Annotated in this window: 13 protein-coding genes; 2 read left to right on the top strand and 11 right to left on the bottom strand. The window is 54.4% G+C overall.

What is annotated here, in order from left to right; translation table 11 throughout:
- Nucleotides 1-48: 48 nt before the first annotated feature.
- The 8 genes from H7U06_RS07930 to aroC all read right to left on the bottom strand — a co-directional run bounded on the left by H7U06_RS07930 (nucleotide 49) and on the right by aroC (nucleotide 9,813).
- The gene (locus H7U06_RS07930; RefSeq protein WP_175625613.1) at nucleotides 49-2,883 is read right to left on the bottom strand and encodes a FimV/HubP family polar landmark protein; all 2,835 of its coding nucleotides are present in this window, start codon (nucleotides 2,881-2,883) and stop codon (nucleotides 49-51) included.
- Between the two features lie 198 nt (nucleotides 2,884-3,081).
- Nucleotides 3,082-4,188, bottom strand: a complete 1,107-nt coding sequence (asd, locus tag H7U06_RS07925; protein ID WP_175626081.1) for an aspartate-semialdehyde dehydrogenase — start codon at nucleotides 4,186-4,188, stop codon at nucleotides 3,082-3,084.
- An 86-nt stretch (nucleotides 4,189-4,274) separates the two neighbouring features.
- Entirely contained in the window at nucleotides 4,275-5,345 is a 1,071-nt protein-coding gene (gene leuB, locus H7U06_RS07920) for a 3-isopropylmalate dehydrogenase (RefSeq protein ID WP_012080022.1), read from the bottom strand.
- Nucleotides 5,346-5,375: 30 nt separating this feature from the next.
- Nucleotides 5,376-6,023 (bottom strand): 3-isopropylmalate dehydratase small subunit, encoded by a 648-nt coding sequence (gene leuD / locus H7U06_RS07915; protein ID WP_175625612.1) that lies wholly within the window; start codon nucleotides 6,021-6,023, stop codon nucleotides 5,376-5,378.
- 105 nt (nucleotides 6,024-6,128) lie between these two features.
- Nucleotides 6,129-6,251, bottom strand: coding sequence for an entericidin A/B family lipoprotein (locus tag H7U06_RS07910; protein WP_124573805.1), 123 nt, complete (start codon nucleotides 6,249-6,251; stop codon nucleotides 6,129-6,131).
- Between the two features lie 16 nt (nucleotides 6,252-6,267).
- Nucleotides 6,268-7,674 carry a 3-isopropylmalate dehydratase large subunit gene (gene leuC / locus H7U06_RS07905; protein WP_175625611.1) on the bottom strand — a complete coding sequence of 469 codons (1,407 nt, stop codon included), beginning with the start codon at nucleotides 7,672-7,674 and terminating at the stop codon, nucleotides 6,268-6,270.
- A gap of 171 nt (nucleotides 7,675-7,845) precedes the next feature.
- Entirely contained in the window at nucleotides 7,846-8,673 is an 828-nt protein-coding gene (locus H7U06_RS07900) for a M48 family metallopeptidase (protein WP_175625610.1), read from the bottom strand.
- Nucleotides 8,674-8,715: 42 nt separating this feature from the next.
- Nucleotides 8,716-9,813, bottom strand: coding sequence for a chorismate synthase (gene aroC, locus H7U06_RS07895; RefSeq protein WP_175625609.1), 1,098 nt, complete (start codon nucleotides 9,811-9,813; stop codon nucleotides 8,716-8,718).
- A 156-nt stretch (nucleotides 9,814-9,969) separates the two neighbouring features.
- Here aroC and H7U06_RS07890 point away from each other — a divergent pair, with 156 nt between their 5' ends.
- Nucleotides 9,970-12,204, top strand: a complete 2,235-nt coding sequence (locus H7U06_RS07890; protein WP_175625608.1) for a bifunctional diguanylate cyclase/phosphodiesterase — start codon at nucleotides 9,970-9,972, stop codon at nucleotides 12,202-12,204.
- A 51-nt stretch (nucleotides 12,205-12,255) separates the two neighbouring features.
- Here the strand turns inward: H7U06_RS07890 and H7U06_RS07885 are convergent, their stop codons facing one another.
- A complete protein-coding gene (locus H7U06_RS07885) occupies nucleotides 12,256-14,142 on the bottom strand; it encodes an MFS transporter (RefSeq protein WP_175625607.1) in 1,887 nt (628 codons plus the stop codon).
- A gap of 145 nt (nucleotides 14,143-14,287) precedes the next feature.
- On the bottom strand, nucleotides 14,288-14,743 hold the full coding sequence (locus H7U06_RS07880) for a CBS domain-containing protein (protein WP_124573799.1): 456 nt from the start codon (nucleotides 14,741-14,743) through the stop codon (nucleotides 14,288-14,290).
- Nucleotides 14,744-14,949: 206 nt separating this feature from the next.
- Here H7U06_RS07880 and H7U06_RS07875 point away from each other — a divergent pair, with 206 nt between their 5' ends.
- Nucleotides 14,950-15,267, top strand: a complete 318-nt coding sequence (locus tag H7U06_RS07875; RefSeq protein ID WP_175625606.1) for a DUF962 domain-containing protein — start codon at nucleotides 14,950-14,952, stop codon at nucleotides 15,265-15,267.
- On the opposite strand, the gene H7U06_RS07870 is transcribed toward H7U06_RS07875, so the two are convergent.
- On the bottom strand, nucleotides 15,220-16,527 hold the full coding sequence (locus tag H7U06_RS07870; protein ID WP_175625605.1) for a YihY family inner membrane protein: 1,308 nt from the start codon (nucleotides 16,525-16,527) through the stop codon (nucleotides 15,220-15,222). The two genes, H7U06_RS07875 and H7U06_RS07870, sit on opposite strands and share 48 nt — an antisense overlap.
- Between the last annotated feature and the right edge of the window lie 31 nt (nucleotides 16,528-16,558).

Raw genomic sequence — 16,558 nt, 5'->3', positions numbered from 1 at the left:
ACGGGCGCAAGCATAGCATTGCGCCCGTCGATATAACTAACTAATGAATCAGGAAAGCTTGCCCAGCAAGGCTTTGGCTTTCTCCGACTGTTCGCCGTTACCGCCTTTGACGACCTCTTCCAGCAGCTCACGCGCACCTTCGCGGTCACCGATTTCCTGATAGGCAATCGCCAGATCCAGCTTGGTCGCCATTTCTGCGTTCGCGGTATAAGTCGATTCGTCACCCAAACCGTCCAGCTCAGGCAGCTCGGCATCTGCGTCAGTTGTCGATGCTGGTTTGTCGACCGGATCCAGTTCCAATGCGATATCGGACAAGTCAAACTCAGGCAGATTCGTCGCGGGCTGGGTTTCACCAAAGCGAGCCGTGTCATGCTCAGGGAAATCCAGTTCGATGTCATCTGGCAGCAAGTAGTCCGGCGTTGCCGCAGGCTGAGGTTCTGCTGCAGGCACCGTAGGTGCGCTCACCTCGGAATCAAAGAACTGCAAGGTATTACCGGATTTGTCAGCAGCTGTTTTCGATTTATCGTCGAGGAAATCGAAATCGATGGCAGCGACATCAGCCGGGAATTCGGCTGGTGCGGCTTCCTCGACTACAGGCTTCTCTGCAGTCTTTTCTATATCCAGGCCTTCCAGATCGAAATCCAGATCTTCTACTACTGGTTTGGCTTCTGCGGCGAATGTCGGTTCTTCCTGCTCTGCTTCGGCTTCGGCTTCAGCTTCAGAATTATTGCTGGCGAAGTAAGCTGCTGTACCCAGCGCTGCAGCGCCAGCAGCAACCGGCGCTATCCCCTTCAAGCCCTCAAGATCATCCAGCGGTTGTGTCGGTGCCGTCATCGCCGAAGCTTTTGCTGCGACATCTTCCGGCACTGCACCGTGTGCATACAGCGGATTGCTAGGATCCAGGATCAGGCCCATGGTCGCTGCCTGCGCCCAGTCATCGCCCTCACCTTTGGTCATGCTGTAGAGCTCGGTCGCGAGGATTTCAAACGAACGCACATCATTGCGTGTCGAGTAAATTTCCAGCAATTTGACGCGTACCGCATGACGATCCGGCTGATTGCGCAACGCTTCTTTCAGGATTTCTTCGGCCTGCGCGTCACGACCATACGCGATGTAAACATCGGCTTCTGCAATCGGATCGACTTCATTCGTATCCAGCTGGCTGGCCGATGGAACGAAGTTGGAGTTGAACACACTGTTATTCGTATCTACGCTTTGACCACCGGTAGAGCCAAACAGCGAATTCGACTTCAGGCTGGAATCCGTAATGATGCTGTCTTCAAACGATTTAGGCTGTTGCTTGCGACGACGCGAGCTATAGATACCCAAACCAGCCAGCAAAGCCAGCAAGGCAGCGGCGCCCGGCAAGAACATCGCGTTTTCGGTCAGGTCTTCAAAGAAGCTAGGTTGTGGCGGCGGAGGAGCAACCACGACTGGCTTCTTCGGTTTAACTGGTGCTGGTGCTGGCTCAGCGGCAGGAGCAGCTTCAGCCGGTTTCTCTTCTGCTGCTGGCGGCGTCGCTACCGGAGCTTCAGCCGCTGGTGCTGGTGTTGGCTCTGGTGCAGCAGCCGGGGCTGGTGTAGCTGGCGCTGCAGGCGTAGCAGAGGCGGCTACAGCTGCGGCGGCAGCGGTTTCAGCCTGTTTCTGCTGAGCTGCCAAATCCTTGTTTTTGATTTCAAGGATTTTTTGCAATTCGTTGACGTTCTTTTCCAGTTCCTTGACGCGTGCGTTGGCATCGGCAATCGCCTTGTCCTTCGCGATCAACTCTTCCGCACCTGCCTGGTTCGCCAGTTTGTCAGAGCCACTTGCTGCGCCAGACTTGGACAGTTTCAGCTTGTCTTTAGACTCAGCTCCGGCACCGGATTCATCCTGCACTTTGGCTGTGATTTTGCCGCCATCAGCCTGCTTGGCATCGTCGGATTTTTTCGCCGCTGCATTGGCGACCTGACCTGCCAGTTTGCTACGGTAAGCATTGAAATCCGCCGCTTGTGCGATCACGACGCCACGTGCTTCGGATTGCCCGATGGCTTGCGTGCTGTCCGCCTCAGGTACCGACAGGATTTGTCCGGCACGCAGGCGATTCATATTCTTGTCGATGAAGGCTTCCGGATTGGCGCGGTATAAAGCAACCAGCATCTGATCCAGCGATACGCCACTCGAACGGTATTGATTTGCGATCTTGGCGAGGGTGTCGCCTTTCTTGACCTCGTACTCATTGATCGGCGCTGCCGCAGCTCTCGGTACGGGCGTCGGTGCAGCAGCAGGTGCAGGTGCGGCACGGACTGGTTTAGGTGCTGCAGCGGGAGCTTCACGCATAGGCGCAACCGGCTCAGGTGCAGGACGCGCTACCGGGGCGGCCGCTGCAACTTCCGGACGGTTTTCCACCGGCCGCGCAGCTGGTGGCGGTGTGATCGCGATAGGAGCTACTTGTGCCGCTTGCGCAGAACGCATTTCCGGCGGGTCCAGCAAGAAGGTGTATTCACGTACCAGGCGGCCTTTATTGCCACCTAGTTCCAGCAACATATCGACGAAAGGCTCATTGATAGGCTGGGTCGAGGTTATCCGTACGATAGGTTGCCCACCACGTTGTTCTACAGCAAAACGCAGCGAAAACAGGCTTGGATTGAAGTCTATATTGGCCTGACGGAACGCTTCGGCAGAAGCCAGCTTGGGCTGCAGCGAAGCCAGTTCGTCAGGCGCGACCGAAGTTAACTCGATCTCCGCACGCAGGGGTTGCCCCAGCGACGACATAACAGTCAGTTTCCCCAGACCCGCTGCATAAGCATTGGATAACACGAGCGCGGAAATGACCGCTGCACTCAGCGTCTTAAGTTTCAGTGAGGAAAGAGTAGAACCAGGATTTGACTGCATTTTGAGTGGCATGGAGAGTATTCCGTTGGCGTTCGTCGGGGACCACAAACAACGCTTGCATATCGTTTTTTCAAGAACTTTCACCATAGCATCATGGACTTACAGGCGCAAGCGCAACCATCTTCGCAACTAATTTAAAACCCGCCAAGCACCTATTTAACAAGGCGAATTGGCGGGTTTATGTTGCGATCTGACAACGATAATTAGGTTTTACTTGCCCAATATGATGCGCAGCATACGGCGCAGCGGTTCAGCCGCGCCCCACAGCAACTGATCGCCGATAACAAAAGCCGAGATGTATTCAGGGCCCTGGTTCAGTTTGCGTACACGGCCGACACCGATCTCCAGACCACCGGTGATAGCAGCTGGGGTCAGTTCTTTCACCGTCACAGCGCGTTCGTTCGGCACCCATTTGACCCATGGATTGGCCGAACGGATGATGTTTTCGATTTCCGCCAACGGCAGGTCACGTTTGAGCTTGATGGTCAACGCCAGGCTGTGGCAACGCATGGCACCGATACGGACGCACAAACCGTCGACTGGAATGATCTGGGTATTGCCGAGGATTTTGTTGACCTCAGCCTGGCCCTTCCACTCTTCCTTAGACTGACCGTTTTCCAGCTGTGCGTCGATCCATGGGATCAAACCGCCAGCCAGCGGTGCGCCAAAGAATTCGGTCGGTACATCGTTACGTATAGATTCCGCGACTTTGCGATCGATATCGAGGATAGCCGACGATGGAGTCGCCAGTTCGCTGGCAACCGCACCGTGCACCACGCCCATGCCGCTCAGCAGCTCACGCATGTGGTTGGCACCGCCGCCCGATGCGGCCTGGTAAGTCATGGAGCTGACCCACTCGACCAGACCTTCCTTGAACAAACCGCCTACACCCATCAACAGGATGGAGTTGGTGCAGTTGCCGCCGATGTAGTTTTTCACGCCACGGCCCAGGGCATCCTTGATCACATTTTGGTTGACCGGATCCAGCACGATGACCGCGTCATCTTTCATGCGCAGGGTCGATGCTGCGTCGATCCAATAACCATCCCAGCCTGCTGCGCGCAGTTTCGGGAAGATCTCGGTGGTGTAGTCGCCGCCCTGGCAGGTAATAATGATGTCGCACTTCTTCAATGCGTCTATGTCGTTAGCGTCTTGCAGTGTGGTTTCCTTCTTCGCGATCGCAGGCGCTTTACCACCCTTGTTCGAGGTAGAGAAGAATACAGCTTCGATATGGTCGAAATCGCCCTCTTCCTGCATGCGCTGCATCAAGACCGATCCGACCATCCCACGCCATCCGACTAAGCCAACAACTTTCATCATCATTTCCTTCGCTCAGGGCGCTGACAGCCGCCCTATTTATCAATTGGTATGCGGTTTAGTGACTGCTACCGCTCTTATTTACATCAAGCCAATGCTTTAACGACAGCATCGCCCATCTGTGTGGTGCTGACCTTGGTTGTGCCTGCTTCGAAAATATCGACAGTACGCAAGCCTTGTTTCAAGACGGATTTAACAGCCGTTTCAATACGGTCAGCCTGTTCTGTTTTACCCAGCGAGTAACGCAACATCATTGCCAGCGACAGGATTTGCGCCAATGGGTTGGCGATGTCCTTGCCTGCGATGTCCGGTGCCGAGCCGTGCGATGGTTCGTACAGGCCTTTGTTGTTGGCATCCAGTGAAGCCGAAGGCAACATGCCGATCGAGCCGGTCAGCATTGCTGCTGCGTCAGACAGGATGTCGCCGAACATATTGCCGGTAACAACGACGTCGAATTCTTTCGGTGCGCGCACCAATTGCATCGCTGCGTTATCGACATACATGTGGTCGAGTTTGACGTCCTGATATTCCTTGTGCACGTCGGTGACGATGTCACGCCAGAACTGGAAGGTTTCCAGTACGTTGGCTTTGTCGACGCTGGTCAGACGCTTGCCGCGTTTTTGCGCAGCCTGGAAAGCAACGTGTGCAATACGACGAATTTCAGGTTCGGTGTAACGCATGGTGTCGAAACCTTCGCGTTCGCCTTTGAACGGACCATCCGGCGCTGCACGTACGCCGCGCGGCTGGCCGAAGTAGATGTCGCCGGTCAATTCACGCACGATCATGATGTCGAGGCCGGATACGATTTCCGGTTTCAACGACGAGGCACCTGCCAGTTCCGGATACAGGATCGCAGGACGGAAGTTAGCGAACAAACCCAGGTGCTTGCGCAGGCCCAGGATCGCTTGTTCCGGACGCAGCGAGCGTTCCAGTGTGTCGTATTTGAAATCGCCAACCGCGCCGAACAGGATGGCGTCCGCTTCTTTTGCAACTTTCAGTGTCGATTCAGGCAAAGGATGGCCTTGCGCGGCATACGCTGCGCCGCCGACCGGTACTGTTTCGGTTTCAAACTTTTCACCCAAGGCATTCATTACCTTGACTGCCTGATTCATGATTTCCGGACCGATGCCGTCGCCCGGCAGAATTGCAATTTTCATTTGATAACTTCGAGAAGGATTAAAAAAAGATTAGATCGTATTCGACAACCACGGTTGCGCCGCCAGGTGACGTTCTTCGAACGCGCGTATCTTGTCCGCCTTTTGCAAGGTCAGGCCGATATCGTCGAAACCGTTGAGCAGGCAATATTTACGGAAAGCGTCGATTTCAAACGGATAGGTCACGCTGCCGTTGCTGGTGCCTATGATCTGTTTTTCCAGATCGATTACCAGATGAAAGCCAGGGAAAGCCTTGACTTCATTGAACAGGTGATCAACTTGCGCTTCAGTCAGGGTGACTGGCAGCAAACCGTTTTTGTAGCAGTTATTGAAGAAGATATCAGCAAAGCTAGGCGATACGATCGCGCGGAAACCATACTGGCTCAAAGCCCATGGCGCGTGTTCACGCGAGGAGCCGCAACCGAAGTTTTTACGGGCCAGCAAAATCGAAGCGCCCTGGTAACGCGGCTGGTTCAGTACGAAATCAGGATTCAAAGGGCGACGCGAATTATCCTGTCCAGGCTCGCCCTGATCCAGATAGCGCCATTCATCGAACAGGTTAGGACCGAAGCCGGTCCGTTTAATCGACTTCAGAAACTGTTTTGGAATAATGGCGTCGGTATCGACGTTTGCACGATCCAGCGGTGCAACCAGGCCATCGAGAATAGTAAATTTATCCATGCTATCCAACTATTAGTACGTGCTGCATTTAACTTGCTGCAGCGCCGATTTCTCATGTTTATCAGACCGGTGCAAACACCGTTATCCGACGCGTTTTAACCAGGATTACTTGCCCTGTACTTTTTCACCGAGACGCTCTACGTCGCGACCAAAGCCATGCACGGTATTGCAGGCAGCCAGCGACGAGACAGCGGCGATCAGCAGGAGAAATGAAATCGTTTTCTTCATACTGTCCTCCGCGCTCTTAGTGTTTCAAAGCACGTACATCAACGAAGTGACCTTCGATCCCGGCTGCCGCTGCCATTGCAGGGCTGACCAAGTGCGTACGACCACCCGCACCCTGGCGACCTTCAAAGTTACGGTTGGAAGTCGAGGCACAACGTTCACCCGGTTCCAGGCGATCTGCATTCATCGCCAGGCACATCGAGCAACCTGGTTCACGCCATTCAAAACCTGCCGCCTTGAAAATCTTGTCCAGGCCTTCACGCTCTGCCTGTTCCTTGACCAGACCGGAACCCGGCACCACCATCGCCAGCTTGACATTCGAGGCGCGATACTTGCCGCGCACGACTGCTGCCGCTGCACGCAAATCTTCGATGCGCGAGTTGGTGCAGGAACCGATGAATACCTTGTCGATACGGATATCGGTAATCGGAGTATTTGGTTTCAGCGCCATGTAGACCAGCGCTTTTTCCATGCCGTCACGTTTGGTCGGATCTTTTTCTTTATCCGGATCAGGTACACGACCGTCAACTGCCACCACCATCTCAGGCGAAGTGCCCCAGCTGACTTGCGGTTTGATTTCGGCTGCATTCAAGGTCACAACCAGGTCGAACTTGGCACCCGCATCGGAGTGCAAGGTGCGCCAGTATTCGACTGCGCGATCCCAGTGCGGGCCGACCGGCGACAAAGGACGACCTTTGACGTAATTGATGGTGGTTTCATCGACTGCGACCATACCGGCGCGTGCGCCCGCTTCGATCGCCATATTGCAGATGGTCATGCGACCTTCCATCGACAGCGAACGGATGGTCGAACCAGCAAATTCGATGGCATAGCCGGTACCGCCTGCGGTACCGATCTTGCCGATCACGGCCAGCACGATATCTTTAGCTGTCACGCCATCCGGCAATACGCCGTCGACCTGTACCAGCATGGCTTTTGATTTTTGTGCCAGCAACGTTTGCGTCGCCAGCACGTGTTCCACTTCCGAGGTACCGATACCGTGCGCGAGGCAGCCAAAAGCGCCATGCGTCGAAGTATGGGAGTCACCGCAGACGACAGTCATGCCCGGCAGCGTTGCGCCTTGCTCAGGTCCGATCACGTGCACGATGCCCTGACGCTTGTCGCGCATGCTGAAGTAGGTCAGGCCGTATTCGTGCGCATTGCCGTCCAGTGTTTCTACTTGCAGACGCGAAGTAGGATCGGCAATACCGTTGGCACGGTCGGTAGTCGGCACGTTGTGATCCGCCACCATCAGGTTGGCAGAGACGCGCCATGGGCGACGACCAGCCAGCTTCAAACCTTCAAAAGCCTGAGGGCTGGTAACTTCATGCAGCAAATGGCGATCTATGTAGAGCACAGTCGTGCCATCGTCGCCGGTTTCGACGACGTGCGATTGCCAAAGTTTATCGTAGAGCGTTTGGGCCATGTTTCGTGTGTAAAAGTAAGTCCGCGAGGACCGATAAGGTAGCTCTCGATTATGCCATATTTACGCGATTTCTTTATAGGAAGCCGCGCCACACGGCCGCTGGAAAGCCGGCTAGTTGACTAAAAAGATGAGGTTGACGGCCCGAAAAACAATATCTTGCCGTCTTGCTACTTATTTTCGGGCCTGTTGGTAAAGCGGCATGACGCGCTCGGAATATACGGTCAAATCGCTGATACGGGCCGAACTGGAGGGGTGGGTAGACAGGAAGGCCGGGGTCGAATTGCTGGAAACCTTGCCCATTTTTTGCCACAAGGTGACTGCCGCACGCGGATCGTAACCGGCACGCGCTGCCAGTTCGACGCCGATACGGTCAGCTTCGGTTTCATGGCTGCGTGAGTTAGGCAAGCCTATCAGCCCCATATAGGCAAATTCGGCACCTTGCTGTCCCAGTCCGCCGACACCCAGCAAAGCCGAACCGATAGAGATAAAGCTGCCCGCCACCCGTTGCTCCGACGCACGTTCACGTGCATGTTCGCGCAAGGCGTGTGCAATTTCGTGTCCAATCACGGCCGCCAGCTCATCGTCGCTCACCTGCAGCTTATCGATCAGACCGGTGTACACCGCAATTTTGCCGCCGGGCATACACCAGGCATTCACTTCTTCGGAACTCAGGACATTGACTTCCCATTGCCAGCGTCGCGCGTCCTGGCGAAACACACCGGTTTGCGCAATCAGGCGATTGGAGATAGCCCTGACGCGCTCTACCTGTGCGGCGTTGCGGTTCAGATTGCCTTTTTTCTTTTCCTCGGCGATCAGTTCGGCGTACTGCTTATTCGCCGCCTGATCCAGCTCCTGCGCTGAAATCATCATGCGCTGCTGGCGATCCACGCCCACCGCCCCGCCCTGCGTGGTTTGCACCGTTTCACAAGCGGATAGCAACAAAATGGCAGAGGTCATCACTAGTGACGACAGAAAAGAATGCCGCTGGACTGGTTTCATTTTCCCTCCATCAAGAATGATTGCACGCTAAGCGCGCAGTAATTAACGGCTGCCTGGAATCGGTGGCGGCGTAACCACCACATCGCCACATTGCGCACGATGACGCAAGGCATGATCCATCAGCACCAGCGCCAGCATCGATTCGGCGATCGGTGTTGCGCGGATACCGACGCAAGGATCATGGCGACCGAGTGTTTCCACCAGTACCGGATTTCCTGCCTTGTCGATGGAATGACGCGCAGTACGGATGCTCGAGGTCGGTTTGATCGCAATCGATGCCGTGATGTCCTGCCCGGTGGAAATTCCGCCGAGGATGCCGCCAGCGTTATTGGTGGCGAAGCCTTCGGGCGTCAGTTCATCGCCATGCACGGTGCCTTTTTGCGCAACCGATTTGAAGCCCGCCCCTATCTCCACACCTTTGACGGCATTGATGCCCATCAGTGCAAAGGCGATTTCAGCATCCAGCTTGTCGTAAATCGGCTCACCCAATCCGATAGGCACGTTTTGCGCCACCACATCGATGCGCGCGCCACAGGAATCGCCGTTTTTACGCAAGTCGTCCATATAGGCTTCCAACTGCGGCAAGATGCTCGCATTGGCGGCGAAAAATGGATTTTCCGGCACGTGGCTCCAGTCTTCGAATGGAATCTCGATATCGCCCAATTGGCTCATGCAGCCTTTAAAGGTGGTGCCGTACTTTTCAAACAACCATTTCTTCGCAATCGCACCGGCTCCGACTACAGGCGCAGTCAGGCGCGCCGACGAACGGCCGCCGCCGCGTGGATCACGGATACCGTATTTATGCCAATACGTGTAATCCGCATGGCCCGGACGGAAAGTTTCGGTGATATTGCCGTAGTCTTTGCTGCGCTGGTCTTCATTACGGATCAGCAGCGCAATCGGCGTACCCGTCGTTTTCCCTTGGTATACACCCGACAGGATTTCGACCGTATCTGACTCCTGGCGCTGCGTCACATGGCGCGAAGTGCCCGGTTTGCGACGGTCCAGTTCAGGCTGAATGTCAACTTCTGACAACACCATGCCAGGTGGACAACCGTCGATTACACAGCCGATAGCCGGACCATGAGATTCGCCGAAAGTAGTGACAGTAAAGAGCGTTCCAAAAGTATTGCCGGACATGATAGTTGGTTATAAGCGAAATAAAGTAGTCATTCTACCAGTGGTCAGAAAACAATTAGTTCTAGAAAAAGCATTGCCTCAGGACAAATCGATGTGCAATATACCGTTTCAAAAGCAGGTTTCAAAATTAGAACAACCAATCTCGGAGAAGGCACCATGAGCAAGTCGGTCAGCCATAGCGAGGATGACCTTGTATTTCTGGATAAAACGGTGCGTGTGTCCGGCGACTATAAATCAGGTGCAAATAAGGATGTATGGCAGGTGATGATCATCGGCGCTGACGCCGATGTCCACACCGCGACGGCGTTCGCGCTCAACAACGTCGAAATACAAAACCGGCCGCTGGCATTTTTGCACGCTTATACCGCACAGCAAGCGCAGGAAATACTGGCGCAGGAAGCGCAGATCGCGGTCATTCTGCTGGATGTCGATCAGCAGGACGAAGGCCTGCAACTGGTGCATTACATCCGCGATGTCCTGCATCGTGCGGAAGTACGCATCATCCTGCGCACCGACCAGCCTGGCTACACACCAGGGATTGATGCCATCCAGCAGTTCGACATCAACGATTACAAATCCAAATCCGAACTGACCCAGATCAAGCTGTTCACAGTCGTGACCGCAGCGATCCGCTCGTACGAACAAATCTGCACGATCAATTCAAGCAGCAGCGGCCTGGACATGATCCTGCGCGCCAGTACCGAATTGATGGCCTTGCAAAGCCTGGAAGAATTTGCCACCGGCGTAGTGACTCAGATCGCGCGCCTGCTCGACGTGCCACCCGACGGTTTGTTCTGCGTGCAAGAGCAATTACACAATCAGGAAAACGCATTGTTTGTGGTGGCGGCGGCCGGTCGTTTTGGTGACCTCATCAATCATCCGCTATCGTCGATAGAAGACGCCAGCATAGACCGCACGCTGACGCGTGCATTGAAAGAGCGGCGGAATATTTACGGACGTGAATTCAGCGCGCTGCACTTCACCGGCAATGCCTCGAGCAATTTCGCCGCATTCTTCCGCACTGGCCGCCCGCTCACCGAAATTGAGCTGCGTTTGCTGGAAGTTTTCTGCAGCAATATCTCGGTCGGCCTCTCGAATATCACGTTGGTCACCCGCCTGCATAATTTCGCTTTCTACGATTCCCTGACCAAACTGCCGAATCGTACCCGCCTCAAGGAAATCATCGACGACAGCCTGTCCTCCAGCAAGGACTTGCCTAGCACGCTGGCGCTCATCGACATTGATCACTTTGCGGAAACCAACGACACACTGGGTCATCAATTCGGCGACCTGCTGCTCTTGTCGGTCGCCACCCGCCTGCAATCGCGTCTGGGTGACCACCTGATCGTAGCGCGCGTTGGTGGCGATACTTTTGGCGTCCTCGGTGACGATATACAAGTTAATCCGGCAGCCATACTCGCACAATTCGAACGTCCGTTCAGTATAGACGGACAAGACGTACAACTATCGGCCACGGTAGGTCTGGTGCGCCTGTCCGAGCATGATGGCCGCGGCGTCGAAGCCTTGAAGAATGCACACATTGCACTCAAGCGCGCAAAATTTCAGCAACGTACCGGTCATCTGTATTTCTCGCGCAATATGGGTATCGATATACGCGAGCGCGTGAATATGATGCACGCCTTGCGTACCGCATTTGAAGAAAAGCAGTTATCGGTCGTGTATCAACCGCAAATCGATATGCTGACACGACAACCGGTAGGTGCCGAAGCGCTGTTGCGCTGGACTACCGCAGACGGTTCCATGATTTCACCGAACCGCTTCATCCCGATCGCCGAATACTCGGGCTTGATCATAGAACTTGGTGAATGGGTCTTGCGTCAGGCTTGCCAGGAGCTGGTACGCATACACAGGCTGGGCTTTACCGACTTCATGATTTCAGTGAATGTCTCGCAAGTACAATTCCGCCATCCGCATTTCCTCAGCATGCTGCGCAACGCCTTGCATGACACCCAGGCACCACCACATTGCATAGAACTCGAAATCACCGAGTCGATGGCGATGGACGAACCAGATGCCCTGATCAAACTGCTGGATCAGATTACGGCCACTGGCGTCAGCATTGCGATTGATGATTTCGGCACTGGCTTCTCCTCGCTCAGTCACCTGCAAAAACTCAGTGTGGATCGACTCAAAATCGACAGGGCTTTTGTCACTGAAATCACCGACTCGTCACGCGGCAGCAGTATCGCCGAAATGATTATCCAGCTCGGTCGCAACCTGGAGCTGGATGTGATTGCAGAAGGTGTGGAAGATGAACGCCAGGCCGCCATCCTGACTGAACTCGGTTGTCCGCTGGGTCAGGGTTACCTGTTCGCCAGACCCATGAATGCAGATGCCTTGCATAGCTGGCTGGTCACACAGAAACCGTAAAAATAAAATAAGGCAGGTATTTACCTGCCTTATTTTTTATCCCCTACCCTGTCATTTACGCGCACCACGCAACTGTGCGACGCACTCACGCAACACCTCAGGCGTCACCTCATTCACGGCCATAGGCTGGCCCACCACCAACTCGAGTTTGGAGAATGGCCCACTGCGGAAAGAGCGTTGGAAAGGATTGTCAGCGCTACGTGTCCACAAGCTACCCCACAAGCCGCGCAAAGCCATCGGTATCACCGGTACCGGTGTGCGCTCCAGTATTTTCATGATGCCGCCTTTGAATTCATTCAACTCGCCATCACGCGTCAACTTTCCTTCGGGGAAAATACATACCAGCTCACCACGCTCCAGCGCACGCGCAATACTGCCGTAAGCTGCTTCCATGATTTCAGCATCTTCGCTGGCTGGTGCAATCGGAATCGCGCGTACTGCCTTGAACAAGGCAGACAGCAAAGGAATTTTAAAAATCCGGTGATCCATCACAAAGCGCAAAGGACGCGGACTGGTCGCCAAAATCACGATCGCATCCATATAGCTGACGTGATTACACACCAGGATAGCGCCGCCCTCAGCCGGAATACGCTCTGCGTTGAATGTGCGTACCCGGTGCGTGGTGTGCAGCATCAGCCATGCCAGAAAGCGCAGCAGGAATTCAGGTACTACGGTAAAGATATACAGCGCCACGATCGCATTCAGGATGGCGGTCACCATAAACAATTGCGGAATGCTTAATCCCATATTCAGCAAGACCATGGCCACCAGTGCAGCGACCACCATGAACACCGCATTCAGGATATTCATCCCGGCGATGGTGCGCGACATATGCTCCGGATCGCAACGCGTCTGTATCAAGGCAAACAAAGGCACGATGTACAAACCGCCGAACACGCCTATCAACAGGCAATCCGCGAGTATGCGCAGGCTGCCGTGTTGCTGCAGGAAACCCGAAATATCAACCAGCGTAGTGTTGGTATAACTGATGCTGGCAAGGAAGAGATCAAAGCCGAATACCGACAAACCGATCGCGCCAAACGGTACCAAACCAATCTCGACCTTATGACCGGATAAGCGTTCGCACAACAAGGAGCCAGTGCCGATACCGAGCGAAAATATCGTCAGCAACAAGACGAAAATACTGTGGTCGCCATGCAGATAATCTTTCGCATACAGCGGGAATTGCGCTAGCAGGATCGCACCATAAAACCAGAACCAGGAGTTCGCCAGCATCGATAAAAAGACCGGGCGATTTTGTTTGGAATACCGAATATTGCGTACTGTTTCAGTCGCCAGATTCCAGTTAATTTTCAGCTCAGGCGCAGGTGCAGGCGATAGCGGAATCGCGCGACTGGCCAGCCATCCGGCACAGGCAATCGCAATCGTGCCGCCCGCCACCAGCTCTATACCCCACGGCTTGTGCAATACCAGTACCGCACCCAATACTTCACCCAGCAGAATGCCGACAAAGGTTCCCATTTCAACCAGGCCGTTGCCACCGACCAGTTCGTCGGGTGCCAACTTCTGCGGCAGATAGGCGTACTTCACCGGTCCAAACAAGGCCGAGTGCAAACCCATCCCTGCAACGGCGGCGATGAGCAACCATAAATCGTGGCGCATCCAGCCTATCGCCGCCATCAGCATGATGGCGATCTCCAGCAATTTGATATAACGCACGAGCCCGGATTTCTCAAACTTGTCGGCCAGTTGGCCGGCGATTGCCGAAAACAAAACGAAAGGCAGGATAAACAAACCCGGGATCAGGTTATTCAGGAACCCCCTATCCATCGTGGTCCAGCTCAACGCTTCAAAAGTCAGCACCGTCAGCAAGGCAGTCTTGAACACATTATCGTTAAACGCACCGAAAAACTGGGCCCAGAAAAATGGCGCGAAACGGCGTTGTGTCATCAACTTGAATTGACTGGGCTTACTCATGGGTGTCCATATAACGGTTCGTGGATGCGAGCGCACGACCGACGCGCGCGTTCAGATATCTGGCGATTGTAAGGGATATAAATGACAAAAAGCCGCTCGCATACCCAAACGGATATGCGGGCGGCTTTTACTTGACTACTGCAGCTCAGCCGTCTTGTTCGTTCGCGACAGCTGGCCAGTCCTGTATATACGACTTCAGCATTTTGTTTTCAAAGCTTTGCGCCTCGAGCACGGCTTTTGCCACGTCGTAGAAAGAGATGACGCCAACCAGAATTTTTCCATCCAGCACCGGCACATAACGCGCATGCTTTTCCAGCATCAGCCGTCGCACCTCGTTGATCTCGGCATCGGAAGTGATCGTGATCGGATGTTTATCCATATAGCGCCGCACGGTATCGCCACCTACCGCCCCGCCATTCGCATGGATAGTCGCCATGACCTCGCGAAAAGTCAGCATACCAATCAGATTGCCCGCCTCCATCACAACCAGAGAACCGATGTCTTTTTCCGCCATCGCATTAACTGCGTCCAGCATCGGACTATCTGGTGTTACCGTGAAAAGAATGTTTCCTTTTACTTTAAGTATTTCGGATACTTTCATGGCACCGTCCTCAAGAGTTATGGTTGTACTTCGGACACTTCCAATGTAGCTCAAGCTCTGGAAAAAATCCACAATACTCTCTGGCACCCAAATAAACGGATGGCACTAATGAGACAAGCTTGCCCTTACATGCTCTCCGTCAATAAGGCTTGCATAGTCACCGGGCGAGGACTACCCTGACACTGTAGCAGCCACAGGAGGCCGTCATGAGTGTCATCACACAAAAGACCTATCTGACGTTTTCGGAGTTTTATGCCGCTTATCTGACAGGGCATTCCGACCGCAGATCACGCCAGCTCCATTTCCTCGGCTCAACGCTGGCCATTATCTTCCTCACCGCATTGGTGCTGACCGGGAATGCCTGGTGGCTATTAGCCGCCATCCTGTCGTTTTACGGCCTGGCATGGATAGGTCATCTCGGTTTTGAGAAAAACCACCCCAGTTCGTTCAGGCAACCACTGTATTCCTTCATAGGATCATGGCTGATGTACTGGCAAATGCTGACCGGGCAAATTTCCTTCTGAGTTTTCCCGGAAGTAGTTGGCCAGCGACTGATACAGGCCCTGCTCGACTGCGCATTCCACTTTTTTCGCCAGCGTTTCGTTGCCGCTGGCGTCAAACACGAATACGCGGTAAACGTCGGCCAATGTCAGGTATTCCGGATTCGCCAGCAAGACCCAGCGATCCAGTCCATCGGTAATCCGTTTGCCCCACTGCATGCGCTTCGGCCCCTCTGACTTGAGACGTGCGACCCAGCCTGCATCCAGCATTTTTTCCAGCAAGGTTTCGGACTCGTCAAAACCGAGACGGGTACGATCGCGCAGCAGCTTGGTATCCACCACGGCCGAATCAGCAGAGGCGCGCGCTTCGTACAGCACGGCCAGCAAAGCCATCGCATCAACGAAGGCACTGCCGGGCTGTGGCACATGCCACCAACGCTCATACTTCACGATAGGCAAGGCGGCCGTAACCACCGCCCCGGCCAGTGTAATCATCCAGCCCAGGTAAACCCAGACCAGGAAAATAGGGAAAGCCGCGACCGCGCCGTACACCACCGTATAGGTCGGCACTTTGATGACAAAGGCAGCAAACAGGCGCTTGACGATTTCAAATGCAATCGCCGCCAGCAAGCCGCCATACATGGCATCGCGCCACTCAACCAGACGGTTCGGTACCACGATGTAGAGCGAAGTAAACGCCACCATACTCAGCAAGATAGAGATGGAGGTATAAAACACCGCACCGACAAACGGCACGCCGCGCACCACACCATCGGTCGCGGTGAACAAATAGGATGTCAGCGTCATCGACGCACCTATCAGCAAAGGTCCCAAAGTCACAATGGCCCAATACACCAGGATGCGCTGCACGATGGGTCGCTTGGTTTTGACACGCCAGATCTGGTTGAAGACCCGGTCTATCATCAGCATCATCGCAACCGCGGTCACGATCAGTGCCACGGCGCCGAATGCCGACAGACGCGTCGCTTTGCTGGAAAACTGGGTCAGATAACCAAGGATGGTATTGGCGATGCCTTTCGGCATCAGGTTATGTACAAAGTAGGCTTCCAGCGAAGTACGGAAGGTATTAAACAGCGGGAAGGTGGTGAAAATCGCCAATGCAATGGTCAGGATGGGCACCAGCGCCAGTACGGTGGTAAACGTCAGGCTGCCTGCCACTTGCGGCAAGCGTTCCTCCGTCAGGCGGCGCGCCGCAAACCGAAAGAGATCGCGTACCTGGGGCCACGTAAGTTGGCGAAAAAAAAGGGGAATAGCTGGTTTCATGCAGTAGGTGTAAGTGTATGCTTAGCCGAAC

The sequence above is a fragment of the Herminiimonas sp. Marseille-P9896 genome (genome assembly GCF_903993245.1).
GTDB classification, from domain to species: domain Bacteria; phylum Pseudomonadota; class Gammaproteobacteria; order Burkholderiales; family Burkholderiaceae_D; genus Oxalicibacterium; species Oxalicibacterium contaminans.
This window is presented reverse-complemented; position numbering and strand designations above follow the sequence as displayed.